This window comes from Nocardioides ginkgobilobae (assembly GCF_054781275.1).
The window spans coordinates 94,560-106,405 of record NZ_BAAGUS010000002.1 but is presented as its reverse complement, the minus strand read 5'-3'; the positions used below and the strand labels follow the sequence as shown (position 1 = coordinate 106,405).

The window sequence follows — 11,846 nt, the reverse complement described above, 5'->3', positions numbered from 1 at the left end:
CTCAGCGGGCGGCCGGTGCCGCGGCGCGCACGCGCAGCCCGTCGACCACGATCCCGAGGCCGGCGGCGAAGTCCGAGGGACGCGGCTCGTCGTCGATGGCCCCGTCGGAGCCGGCCTGCAGGTGCGTCTGCTCCTCGAGCGTGTGGCCCAGCACGAAGTGCAGGACCGTCCGCGCGGCAGTGGGCACGAGGTCTGCCGTCAACCCGGACGCGGACAGGGCCGCGGTCAGGTCGGCCAGCGGACGTCCGGCGCCCAGGCCGAACGCGATGACGGTCGAGACCAGCTCGGCCCCGTCGCGGTAGGCCAGCATGGCGTCGCGCAGCTCGTGCGCGACCTCGACCACCTGCTCGTCCCAGGCGGTGGCCACCCGGGGCCGGGTGCCGCGCGCGAGCACCTCGTCGGCGACGGCAGCGAGCAGCACCTGCTTGGAGGCGACGTGGTGGTAGAGCGCGCTGGGCTGCAGCGCGAGCTCGGCCGCCACCCGGCGCATCGACACGTCCGCGAGGCCGTGGGCGTCGAGGATCCGCAGCGCCACGGTCACGAGGTCCTGGCGGGTCCGGCTCACGCCCCGACCCTAGCCAGCGTCCACCGGCTCGCGGGGAGCGTCCCACTCACCACACGTCGCCGTCGCGCCAGTCGCAGGTCAGCGGGGCGTCCAGGTCGAGGCCGTCGGCGGAGTGGACCAGTACGTAGCCCTCCTCCTCGTCGCAGCGCACCCGCCCCGCCGGGCCGAGCACGTGCAGCGTCCCCCGCCACGGGACCCAGCCGCGCGCGTCGTACATCGGCCTGCCCGCGTCGGAGGCACCCAGGGCGAGCAGGTCGTACGCCGGAGCCAGCTGCTCCAGCGCCGCCATGACCGCCCCGCCGAGACCCCGGCGCTGGTGCGCGGGGTGGACCGCGACCGCCTCCACGTAGCCGACGCGCAGCACCCGGCCGCCCTCGTCGTCGCCCAGGTAGCAGCGGCGCAGCACCAGCGACCCGTGCGCGACGACGCGACCGTCCTCGAGGGCCCACGCGTGCTCACCGCCGAGGGCGTGGTTCCAGTCCTCGTCCTCGAAGTCGTCGAAGGCCAGGTCCATCAGCTCCCGTGACCCGGCGAGGACGTCCGCGGGGACGCGTGCGGTGTGGGCGGTGATCACCATCCCGGTGCCTTCCGGTCGTGCCAGGGGGCGGCCGCCTCGACCTGGGCCGCGAGCGAGAGCAGCAGCGCGTCCTTGGCCGGGCGCGCGGCCAGCATCACGCCGACCGGCAGCCCCTCGGGCGTCCAGTGCAGCGGCAGCGAGACCGCGGGCATGCCGGTGACGTTCCAGGCCGAGGTCCAGGGCGTGAAGGCCTTCTGCGCCTCGAAGTCGCGCTCGGGGTGCGCGTCGTCGCGCAGCGCACCCACCGCGACCGGCGGGACCGCGAGGGTCGGGGTGAGCACGGCGTCGAACGGCGCGAGCGCCTCCAGGGCAGCGGCCGCGTGCCGGCGCATGGCGCCGATGGCGAGGCCGAACTCCGGCGCGGACAGCGCCCGTCCCCGGTCTCCGAGCCACCGGGTCAGCGGACGCAGCAGGCCCTCGCGCCCGGGCGGTGCGGGCGAGAGCGAGGTGAGGACGGCCCAGCAGACCTCGAAGACCGGTACCGCGTCGCGGCTCATCGGGACCGGGACGTCGACGACCTCGTGGCCGAGCTGCTCGAGCAGCCGGGACGCGTCCTCCCAGGCGCGGACCACCTCGGGGTCGACGGCGACGTCGGCGATGACCGGCTCGACGAACCGCGCGATCCGCAACCGGCCCGGCTCGCGGTCGGCGGCCGCGAGGAAGGTCGTGTCGGCCGTCGGGGCGAAGAACGGGTCGCCGGGTCGCCGGACAGCCAGCACGTCGAGCAGCGCCGCCGCGTCGCGCACGGTCCGCGCGATCGGACCGGCGGTGGCGAGGCCCACCGGGTCGCCGTACATCGGCGAGCCGCTGATCCGCCCGCGGGACGGCTTGAGGCCGACCAGCCCGCAGCAGGAGGCGGGGATCCGGATCGAGCCGCCGCCGTCGGAGCCCTGCGCGAGCGGCACGAGTCCCGCGGCCACCGCGGCAGCCGCGCCGCCCGAGGACCCGCCCGCGGTGCGGGTGCGGTCCCACGGCGTCACCGTCGGCGGGCGGCCGTCGGGCTCGGTGTAGCAGGGCGAGCCGAACTCCGGCGTGGCCGTCTTTCCCAGGCTCACCAGCCCGGCGTCCTCCATCGCGAGCACGACGCCGTCGGAGACCTCCGGCACGAAGTCGTCGTACGCCGCGGAGCCGAAGGTCGTGCGCACCCCGGCCGTGGCGTTGAGGTCCTTGACCGCGGTGGGCACCCCGCTGAGCGGCCCGGCCCCGGGCCTCGTCGACCTGGCGCGCTCACGGGCCTGGTCGGCGGTGACGGTGACGAAGGCGCCGACGTCGTCGCGCGTGGCGATCCGCTCCAGGTAGTGCTCGACCAGCTCGGCGCTGCTCACCTCGCCCGCGGCGATCGCCGCGCCCTGCTCGAGAGCGGTCAGGTCGTGCAGCTCGGCCATGGACCGAACCTAGCCCGACCCGTCCCCCGCGCGGGGTCAGGAGGCCCCGTTGAAGGCCAGCGCCGCCCCCAGCGCGAAGACGAGGCAGGCGGCCGGAACGGTCACCAGGGGGACCCACCAGGCGCTGCGACCGCGCACCATCCGCACCACCGCCCAGCCCCCCATGCCGAGGATCGGGACCCAGGGTCCACCCGCCGCCACGGCCACCCCGAGCGCGATGAGCCCGGTCGAGCAGTCGGTGGTGCCGGACCCGCACGAGTCGGAGGCGAAGACCAGGAACAACCCGGCGAAGGAGAGCAGCAGACCGCCGGCGAAGAGCAGGAGCAGCTCGATGATCGTGACGACGACGTCGGCCGTGCGGTCCTTGGTCGGAGCCTGCGCGCCGGGACCGCCGCCCTCGAGGCTGCTCGTGCTCATGGCACGACGCTAGCGGCGCAGGGGCCGCGCTGCGGGCGATCCCGGCCGCTGGTCGTCCCGCGGGAGGAGGTCGCGGGACCTCAGCCACCGGCGACGACCACCACCAGGACACCCACCACGAAGAGCAGCACCCCAAGGGGCAGCGCCAGGAGGGCGACCCACCAGGCGCTGCGCCTCCGCACCAGCCGGACCACCGCCCACGCACCGAGCGGGAGCAGCGCCAACCAGGGCGAGGCGACGACGACCGCGGTGCCGAGGAACGCGACCGAGCGCGTGCAGTCCTCGGGCCTGCAGTTCTGGTCGACGTCGACGACGCCGGCCACGCCCACGAGGGACGCGAACAGGCCGACCAGCGCCAGGAGCAGCAGGACCAGGACGGTGGCCACCAGGTCGCCGGTCCGCACCGGCCCCCGAGCGTGCGGCTGGTGCGGGGCACCGGCGTACGCCGGGGGCTGCTGGTACGGCTGCCGGTTCAGGGGCGGGGGTCCGAGAGGGCTGGTCACGCCCTCAGGCTAGGGCGAGCCCCCCGCCTCTCGGCCGTCCCGACGGTCGTCCTGTGGACAACGGCGGAGGGCGGCGCCCCGTGGACGGGTCCACGGGGGGGCAGGCCCGCCCCGCCGCGACCAGCCGTCAGGCGGCCGCGGTGGCCGGCTCGGCGTCCACGAGCAGCCGCAGGGCGTCCAGCAGACGGGTGCGCACCTCGTCGTCGGCGAGGACGTCGACGTCCACCCCGGGCTGGGAGACCACGACGGCCTCGACGACCTTCGCGCCGGCGATGCCCGCGGAGCGCGCGGCGTCGGCGTGCGCCCACTTGCCGCCGTACGGCGTCGGGGTGGTGCCCACGACACCGAAGGGCTTGCCGACGATGGCGCCCTGGCCGTAGGGCCGCGAGAGCCAGTCGAGGGCGTTGTTGAGGGCGGCGGGCATCGTCCCGTTGTACTCCGGCGTGACGGCGAGGACGCGGTCGGCGGCGGCGACGGCCTCGCGGACGCGGCGCACAGCGGCGGGCGCGTCGGCGGTGTCGACGTCCTCGTTGTAGAACGGCAGGTCGCCGAGGCCCTCGACGATCTCGACCTCGACGCCGGCCGGCGCCTGCTCGCGGAGCAGCTCCGCGAGGCGACGGTTGACGGAGGCCTGGCGCAGGCTGCCGAGCAGCACGGCGACGCGGACGGGTGCGGCGGCGGGGTGGGCGGTGGTGCTCATGGGGGCTCCTCGAGTGGATGTCGTGCGGTCGAGGAGCCAAACGGACCGCGGTCCGTTTTCATTCCCGGCGTACGTCGTTCCACCCCTCACTAGGGTGGAGGACATGCCCGATCCGCTCCTGCTGCCGATGGCCGACCAGCCGACGGCCGAGCGCGCGGACGCCGCCCGCAACCGCGAGGCGCTGCTGTGCGCGGCGCGGCGGCTGGTCGAGGAGCAGGGCGTGGCCGCGGTGACGATGGAGGCCGTGGCGGCGGCGGCCGGCGTCGGCAAGGGCACGGTGTTCCGGCGCTTCGACTCCCGCGAGGGGCTGATGGCCGCGGTCCTGGACTTCTCCGAGACCGCGTGGCAGGCCTCGGTCATCTCCGGCCCTCCCCCGCTGGGCCCGGGCGCCGACCCCTGGGACCGGCTGCTCGCCTTCGGGCGCTCGCGGCTGGAGTCCACGCTCGTGCACGCCGACCTGATCCGGGCGGCCGGCGCCAGCGGCAGCCGGGCGGCCGGGGCGTACTCCTTCGCCGCGATGCACGTCCGCCACCTGCTCGCCGCCCTGGGTGTGGACGGCGACCTGCCGATCCTCGCCACCGCGCTGCTGGCACCCCTGGAGATCCCCATCCTCGATCAGCAGCTGCACAGCGACGGCTTCGACGTCGAGCGGCTGCTGGCCGGCTGGGAGGACCTGGCCCGGCGCATCACCGGGCAGGTCCGAGCCGGCCGCTAGCCTCGCGGCATGGGACGGCGCGAGGAGGAATGGAGCGACCGCCTGGCGGCCGGCGGGCCGGTCGAGCTCGGCGTGGGCGGTCAGGTGCTGGCGAGCGCCGACGCCGTGGGGTTGCGGCTGCCGACGGTGGACCTCACGGTGCCCTGGGTCCACCTCGGCTGGGCCCTCGGGGAGTCACGGCCCGCAGGGATCGCGCGGCACCGTGCACGGCTGCTCGTCGTGGTCTCGCGGACCTGGTGGAGCGAGCACCTGGCCGACCGGGTCGGACGGGCCGTGCCCTCCGTCCTGGGGAGCGGCTGGAACGCCGAGGTCGAGGTGGAGGCCACCGGGCGACGGTCCCCGGTGGAGGAGTTCGCCGACTGGCTCGGTGAGGAGGCCGTGACCCGCGCACCGCTCCCGGCCCGCCTCTGCCTCACGCCCTCGCCGCAGCACCCGGTCTCCGACCGCGACACCAACCGTCCCGTGCCGCTCGAGCGGCTCCCCGCCAGCCACACCCTCCGTGCCGACGTCGCCGCGTGGGGGGCCGGGGCCGACGAGGTCGAGGACCCTGCGGCTGCAGGCGTCTGGGACCGCTTCTGGCCGCCGGGCCGAGAGCTGGCCGCACGGCTGGAGCAGGAGACGGGGCTGCCGACCGCGGTCTGGCCCGACTGCCCCGAGGTGCCCTGAGCCGACGCGGGGGCGCGACTCAGGACCGGTGCGGCGCCGAGGCGGACGGCGAGCGCTGCGCCGCGTCGTCGGGCGACCGGTCGTCGTCGGGCCCCACGAGCCCGCCGCCGCTGACGACCCAGTTGGCCTCCTGGTCGGCGCCGGGAGGGGACTCGTCGAGCAGCTGGCTGGGGGTGCCGAGCGTGCCGCCGCGGCCGCTGCCTCCGGTGGGCGGCTCGGCGAGCTTGCGGGCGGTGCGGCGCAGGATGGTGAAGACGTCGGTCATGTCGGCCTCCGGGGAGTGGTCGGGGAGCCCCGCCGGTACCCGGGCGGCCGCGGACCTCCCCATGAGGTGCGCCACAGCCCGCCCGCGCGGGTGGATCGCCGCGGGAGCCGCGCTGCCTAACGTGGCGCCGTGGCAGGGACGATCCGGGTCGGCTGCTCGGGGTGGAGCTACCGCGGGTGGCGCGGCGGCTTCTACCCGCAGGGCCTGCGCCAGCGCGACGAGCTGGCCTACCTCGCCCAGCGCACCACCGCGGTCGAGGTGAACGGGTCGTTCTACTCGCTGCAGCGGCCGACGTCGTACGCCGCCTGGCGCGACGCGACGCCCGAGGGCCACCGGATCTGCGTGAAGGGCGGCCGCTACCTCACCCACCTCAAGCGGCTGCGCGACCCGCAGCAGGCACTGGCCAACTTCCTCGCCTCGGGCGTGCTCGCGCTGGGCGACCGCACCGGTCCGCTGCTGTGGCAGCTGCCCGCCGACATGGCGTACGACGGCGAGCTGGTCGGCGCCTTCCTCGCCCTGCTCCCCCGCACCACCCGCGCTGCCGCGCGACTCGCGCAGCTGCACGACGAGAAGCTCCCCGCTGACCGGGCGCTGACCGAGGTCGAGCAGGACCGGCCCCTCCAGCACGTGCTCGAGCCTCGGCACCCCTCCTTCGGCCAGTCCCGCGCTCTCGAGCTGCTGCGCGAGCAGGACGTCGGGCTGGTGGTCAGCGACGGCGCGGGCCGGTGGCCGATGTTCACCGACACGACCAGCGACGTGGTCTACGTGCGGCTGCACGGGCACCCCGAGCTCTACACCTCGCGCTACGGCGACGATGCGCTCGACCGCTGGGCCGCGCGGTGCACCGGGTGGGCGGCCGAGGGGCGCGACGTCTACGTCTTCCTCGACAACGACGCCCAGGGCCACGCACCGCACGACGCGGTGCGGCTGCTCGCGCGGGTCAGCGGTGGTGTCGGCGCAGCCCGAAGGTGACCGCGTCGAGCAGCGCCTCCCACGAGGCCTCGACGACGTTGTGGCCCACGCCCACGGTCCACCACGACGAGACCCCGTCGGAGGTCTCGATGAGCACGCGGGTGATCGCGTCGGTGCCGTGGCCCTGGTCGAGGATGCGCACCTTGTAGTCGATCAGCTCGAGCTTGGCGACCTCCGGGTAGGCCTGGCCGATGGCCTGGCGCAGCGCCTGGTCGAGGGCGTTGACCGGGCCGTTGCCCTCGCCGGTCACGACGTAGCGCACGCCCGCCGCAGTGAGCTTCACCGTCGCCTCCGACAGGGCCTCCTTGCCGGGCCCCGGCTGGGTCTCGGTGATGACCCGCCACGACTCCACGTCGACGTACGACGGGCGGTGCCCCTCGACCTCCTCGACCAGCAGCAGCTCGAAAGAGGCGTCGGCGGCCTCGAAGGTGTAGCCGCGGCTCTCCAGCACCTTGACCCGCTCGGTGATCCGGGTGACGAGGTCCCTGTTGCCGGAGAGGTCGAAGCCGAGCTCGCGGCCCTTGAGCTCGATCGAGGCGCGGCCGGCCATGTCGGAGACGAGGAGCCTCATGTCGTTGCCGACACCGGCGGGGTCCATGTGCTGGTAGAGGTCCGGGTCGACCTTGATCGCGCTCGCGTGCAGGCCGGCCTTGTGCGCGAAGGCCGAGGTGCCGACGTACGGCTGGCGCGAGGCGGGCGGGACGTTGGTGACCTCGGCGACCGCGTGCGCGATCCGGGTGGCCTCGGAGAGCAGGCCCGGGGGCAGCACGGCGCGGTCCAGCTTGACCTCCAGGTTGGCGACGACGGAGATGAGGTCGGCGTTGCCGGTGCGCTCGCCGTAGCCGTTGATCGTGCCCTGGACGTGGGTCGCGCCGGCGTCGACGGCGGCCAGGGAGTTGGCGACCGCGCAGCCGGTGTCGTTGTGGCAGTGGATGCCGACGCGGCCGCCCGTGGTGGAGATGACGTCGTGGACCACGTCGCCGACCCAGCTCGGGAGCATCCCGCCGTTGGTGTCGCAGAGAGCGGCGACCTCGGCGCCCGCTTCGTACGCCGTGCGCAGCACCTCGATCGCGTAGTCCCGGTTCGCGCGGTAGCCGTCGAAGAAGTGCTCGGCGTCGAGGAAGACCGTCTGGCCGTGCTCGCGCAGGTGCTCGATCGTGTCGCGCACCATCGCGAGGTTCTCCTCGAGCGTCGTGCGCAGCGCGAGCTCCACGTGCCGGTCGTGCGACTTCGCCACCAGCGTCACGACCGAGGCGCCGCTGTCGCGCAGCGCGGCGACCAACGGGTCGTCGGCCGCGGCGACGCCCGCCCTGCGGGTGGCGCCGAAGGCCGCGAGCCGCGCGTGCTGCAGGTCCAGCTCGCTCGCCGCACGCCGGAAGAACTCGGTGTCCTTGGGGTTGGCCCCGGGCCAGCCGCCCTCGATGAACCCCACGCCCAGGCCGTCGAGCTGCCGGGCGATGGTGAGCTTGTCGGCGACGGAGAGGTTCAGCCCCTCCTGCTGCGCGCCGTCGCGCAGGGTCGTGTCGTAGACGTGGAACGCGCCGTGCAGGTCCATGGGTCGGTCTCCGGGTCGGGGCTGCGGGGTGCGGGCACAAAAAAACCTCTCGCGGACGAGAGGTGGCGCGGCCGGCGGGTGCCGGTCGCGCTAGCGAATGGTGCGGGTGTGCTGCACGCCTCGAGTGTGCCACGGATGTCCGGCTGGTGGGACGGGCGTCTCACGGGTGGGTCTCGAGGCTCGCTGCGCTCGCACAGCGACGAGCGGAGCCCCCGCTGGTCGAGGTGCCAGGAGCGTCAGCGACGAGCCACGAGACCCCGCTCTCAGCCCAGCGGCGAGGAGACCTCCGTACCGGCGAAGGGCCTCGAGTCGAGCGGGGTCCAGTCGGTCCCCGAGAGCGCGACGTACGCCGCCGCGCCGATCAGCAGGGCGAGCACGCCGACCCCGAACGCCCACGCGCCGGGGGTCGCGGAGACCGGGCGGACGCAGCGCCACAGGGGCGAGCGGACGCGGCTGCCCCCGGGACCCCACCACAGCGAGCCGACGAGGACCGCGCCGGTGACGGCGAGGGTGGGTCGCACGTCGAGGGCCAGGGCGTAGCAGAGCAACCCGGCCGCGAGCGCGAGGCCGAGCGACCACAGCTGCAGCACGAGGGTCGAGGGGATCGAGCGGAGCAGGTCCCAGGGCGCGCCGAGGAGCAGTCGGGGGCCGTCGTACCAGCGCCGGCCGCGCACCTCTCGCCGCGCACCGACGGTGCTCGCGGCCAGGGAGCCGCTGCGCAGCAGCCAGGTGACCAGCAGCAGGCCCGAGACGGTCAGCAGCGGGGCCGCGACGACCAGCACGGTGGCCGCAGCACCGAGGAGCGCGACCAGCGTGGCGCGCCGGGCCCGCTCGAGCACCGGCACGCGCGGCGCGGCCGGGTCCTCGTCCCAGGCGGGGTGGTCCGGCCGCGGGTAGGGGTAGGGCTGGTCGTGGGGCTGGGCGTGCGGGTCGTCGTCCCAGACCGGGACGTGTTGGTGCCGCGTGTCCTCGTCGAAGGAGAGCACCCGGGTGCCCGGGGGCGCGTCGAGGGGCTCCTCCCCCACCCGCGTCGGGTCGTACGGCGTGGCGGCCGGCTGCCACGGGAACGTCTCGTCCGGCTCCGCCGGCTCGTGGTCGTCGAGCAGGTCGTCCGGGAGGGGCGGCGGCGGGACGACCGCGCCACGCCCCAGGCGGCGGACCCGGGTGGTCTGGGGGCGCAGCCAGTCCAGCACCTCCCACAGCTCGGGGCGTCGGGCCGGGTCGGGGTCGAGGGCGGCGGCGACGACCCGGGCGAGGTCACCGGTCAGCCCGGCGAGGTCGTGCTCGCCGCGGCGGACCCGGTCCATGACGGCGGCCGAGGGGCCGCGGCCGAAGGGGGCACGCCCGGTGCCGGCGTACGCGACCGTGGCGGCCCAGGCGTGCACGTCGGAGGCCTCGGTGGCGTCGTCGCCGTGGAGGATCTCGGGCGCGAGGTAGCCCGGCGTGCCGATCAGCCAACCGGCCTGGGTCATCCGCGGGTCGTCGGCGAGCTTGGCCAGACCGAAGTCGATGAGGATGGGTGTGCGGCCCTCCATCAGCACGTTGGACGGCTTCACGTCGCGGTGCAGCACCCCCGCGGCGTGGACGGCGTCGAGGCCCTCGGCCAGGCAGCCGGCGAACCACAGCAGGTCGGCTCCCTGCAGCGGACCCTCCTCCAGCACGTGGTCGTGCAGCGAGAGGCCCGGGACGTAGCGGGTGGCGATCCACGGGACCTCGGCCCACGGGTCGGCGTCGACGATCTCGGCGACCCAGCGGCTGTGCACGCGCGAGAGCGAGTCGACCTCGCGGTCCAGCCGGGCGCGGCCGTCGTCGTCGCCGACGACCTGGGGCCGCAGGACCTTGAGCGCGACCCGCTCGCCGTCCTCGCGTCGGGCGAGGTGGACCACGCCCATGCCGCCCTCGCCGATCTTGGTGAGCAGCTGGTAGCCGCCGACGAGCGGGCCGGCGGACCGGGCTGCGGTGCCGCGGGCGGCAGCGGGCTCCTCGCGGCGGGTCGTCACCCGTCGAGGATACGAGGGCGGCGGGTCCGGTGCCGGGACCTCGGCCCGGAACCCGGCTCAGGAGCCCGAGGACTCCGGGCGCGGCGCCTCGCGGGCCTTGCCGAGCAGCCCGGTCGGGGGCTTCTGGTAGGCGTAGGGGTCGTTGGCGGGATCGAAGACGCCGAGCTTCTCGGTGCGGTTGAGGATGGTGCCTTCCTCCCACTCCATCCGTCCGCGCACGACGGGCAGGCTGTAGGAGATCCGGTTCGGCGCGAGCTTGGCGGCGTCGGTGGCCCAGATCCCGAGCTCCTCGCTCTGCGAGACCTGCGGCATCTCGTGGTACTCCAGCTCCACCCGTCCGCCCTTCCAGACCCGGCCCACGAGGTAGCTGAAGCCGTGGCGGTAGGTGCAGCCGTGCGAGATCTGCACCGGCTTGCGGGCGCCGGGCTGGATGGCGGTGGCGTCGTGCACCTCGCCGCAGAGGTAGAAGTCCGCCCCGGCGCGCTCCAGCACCTGCCAGAACGCCGAGCGCTCCCCCTCGGGCATGTGCAGGTTGCCGGAGGCGAAGACCCGGTACGGACCCAGCGCCGGGATGTGGCCCTGGACGACCGCGACGTGGCCCTTGCGCTTGGCGCGCTTGACCTCCTTCTCCAGCCACTCCAGCTGGGGCCCGAAGATCCCGAGCCGCACCCCGCTGCCGGTGCGGTGGAAGACGTCGACGGTGATGAGGGTCATCACGCCGGCGAGGTCGACGGAGTAGGCGGTCATCTCCTGCTGGCTGCCCACGGGGCGACGGCGGTGCACCGGGGCGCCGCTCGAGGTGCGGGTGAAGTGGTCGGCCCACACCGACTTGGCGTGGTCGACGAGGAAGTAGCGGTTGTCCGGCCTGCCCTTGTGGCTGCCGGAGGAGGACCAGCGCCGCCCCAGCGGGCCGCTGCGGTCGTCGAGGATCTCGTGGTCGCCGATCGCGGGGTAGAGCGCGAGGTCGCGGTCGGCGAAGACCTTCTTGTAGTGCGAGTAGTAGACCTGGCCGGCGCGGGTGATCGCGCTCCGGCACATCGCGAGGCTGGCCTCGTCGGTGCCCTGCGAGACCTGGCCGAAGATCTGCCGGCCGTCGGAGTCGATGTTCCAGCGGCCCTCCACCTGGTCACCGGCGACGAGGACGGCGTCGGGGCGGTGGGAGGCGACCGCGGTCAGGCAGGTGTCGGTGGCGAGCTGCCACCACTGGTTCCAGGAGTTCATCCCGCCGTCCCACGTGGGGAGGCCGCGCAGGTCGGCCACGTCGGCGTTGAAGAAGTCCGGCATGGAGACGAACGTGAAGTCCGGCGGGCCGGACAGGCCCACCGCGCCGGCGAGCGACAGGGCCGTCCCCGTCGTACCGACCACCGCGGCGACGCCACCCGAAGCCAGCAGGCCGCGCCGTGTCCACACGTGGGTCTCCCGGGGGGTCTCGAAGGGGTACGCCGTCGGCCCGGCGCGCCTGCGTATTCAACAACGAGCCGGGGGCCGATCGGTCATCGCCACGTCGGCGGCAACGTAGGTTCTCG

Annotated in this window: 13 protein-coding genes; 3 read left to right on the top strand and 10 right to left on the bottom strand. The window is 74.9% G+C overall.

Annotation, left to right across the window (positions count from 1 at the left end):
- Position 1: 1 nt before the first annotated feature.
- The 6 genes from ACYVID_RS02765 to ACYVID_RS02740 form a co-directional block, all read right to left on the bottom strand.
- Positions 2 to 565 carry a TetR/AcrR family transcriptional regulator C-terminal domain-containing protein gene (locus ACYVID_RS02765; protein WP_460734194.1) on the bottom strand — a complete coding sequence of 188 codons (564 nt, stop codon included), beginning with the start codon at positions 563 to 565 and terminating at the stop codon, positions 2 to 4.
- A gap of 46 nt (positions 566 to 611) precedes the next feature.
- The gene (locus tag ACYVID_RS02760; RefSeq protein WP_460734192.1) at positions 612 to 1,142 is read right to left on the bottom strand and encodes a GNAT family N-acetyltransferase; all 531 of its coding nucleotides are present in this window, start codon (positions 1,140 to 1,142) and stop codon (positions 612 to 614) included.
- Positions 1,136 to 2,527, bottom strand: a complete 1,392-nt coding sequence (locus ACYVID_RS02755) for an amidase (protein WP_460734190.1) — start codon at positions 2,525 to 2,527, stop codon at positions 1,136 to 1,138. The genes ACYVID_RS02760 and ACYVID_RS02755 overlap by 7 nt, the downstream gene beginning before the upstream one ends.
- 36 nt (positions 2,528 to 2,563) lie before the next feature.
- The gene (locus tag ACYVID_RS02750) at positions 2,564 to 2,944 is read right to left on the bottom strand and encodes a hypothetical protein (RefSeq protein WP_460734188.1); all 381 of its coding nucleotides are present in this window, start codon (positions 2,942 to 2,944) and stop codon (positions 2,564 to 2,566) included.
- Positions 2,945 to 3,024: 80 nt separating this feature from the next.
- Positions 3,025 to 3,447, bottom strand: coding sequence for a hypothetical protein (locus ACYVID_RS02745; protein WP_300640539.1), 423 nt, complete (start codon positions 3,445 to 3,447; stop codon positions 3,025 to 3,027).
- A gap of 127 nt (positions 3,448 to 3,574) precedes the next feature.
- A complete protein-coding gene (locus ACYVID_RS02740; RefSeq protein ID WP_460734186.1) occupies positions 3,575 to 4,147 on the bottom strand; it encodes an NADPH-dependent FMN reductase in 573 nt (190 codons plus the stop codon).
- 103 nt (positions 4,148 to 4,250) lie between these two features.
- Between ACYVID_RS02740 and ACYVID_RS02735 the strand changes: the two genes are divergently transcribed.
- Positions 4,251 to 4,862, top strand: coding sequence for a TetR/AcrR family transcriptional regulator (locus tag ACYVID_RS02735; protein WP_460734184.1), 612 nt, complete (start codon positions 4,251 to 4,253; stop codon positions 4,860 to 4,862).
- A 9-nt stretch (positions 4,863 to 4,871) separates the two neighbouring features.
- Positions 4,872 to 5,528, top strand: coding sequence for a hypothetical protein (locus ACYVID_RS02730; RefSeq protein ID WP_300640548.1), 657 nt, complete (start codon positions 4,872 to 4,874; stop codon positions 5,526 to 5,528).
- A 19-nt stretch (positions 5,529 to 5,547) separates the two neighbouring features.
- Here the strand turns inward: ACYVID_RS02730 and ACYVID_RS02725 are convergent, their stop codons facing one another.
- Positions 5,548 to 5,793 (bottom strand): hypothetical protein, encoded by a 246-nt coding sequence (locus tag ACYVID_RS02725; RefSeq protein ID WP_300640551.1) that lies wholly within the window; start codon positions 5,791 to 5,793, stop codon positions 5,548 to 5,550.
- Positions 5,794 to 5,922: 129 nt separating this feature from the next.
- Between ACYVID_RS02725 and ACYVID_RS02720 the strand changes: the two genes are divergently transcribed.
- Positions 5,923 to 6,765, top strand: coding sequence for a DUF72 domain-containing protein (locus tag ACYVID_RS02720; protein WP_460734182.1), 843 nt, complete (start codon positions 5,923 to 5,925; stop codon positions 6,763 to 6,765).
- Here the strand turns inward: ACYVID_RS02720 and cimA are convergent.
- The 3 genes from cimA to ACYVID_RS02705 all read right to left on the bottom strand — a co-directional run bounded on the left by cimA (position 6,734) and on the right by ACYVID_RS02705 (position 11,730).
- On the bottom strand, positions 6,734 to 8,320 hold the full coding sequence (cimA, locus tag ACYVID_RS02715) for a citramalate synthase (protein WP_460734180.1): 1,587 nt from the start codon (positions 8,318 to 8,320) through the stop codon (positions 6,734 to 6,736). The genes ACYVID_RS02720 and cimA overlap by 32 nt on opposite strands.
- A 263-nt stretch (positions 8,321 to 8,583) precedes the next feature.
- Complete coding sequence (locus ACYVID_RS02710; protein ID WP_460734178.1) at positions 8,584 to 10,320, bottom strand: serine/threonine-protein kinase; 1,737 nt, start codon at positions 10,318 to 10,320, stop codon at positions 8,584 to 8,586.
- 57 nt (positions 10,321 to 10,377) lie between these two features.
- A complete protein-coding gene (locus ACYVID_RS02705; protein ID WP_460734176.1) occupies positions 10,378 to 11,730 on the bottom strand; it encodes a metallophosphoesterase family protein in 1,353 nt (450 codons plus the stop codon).
- Between the last annotated feature and the right edge of the window lie 116 nt (positions 11,731 to 11,846).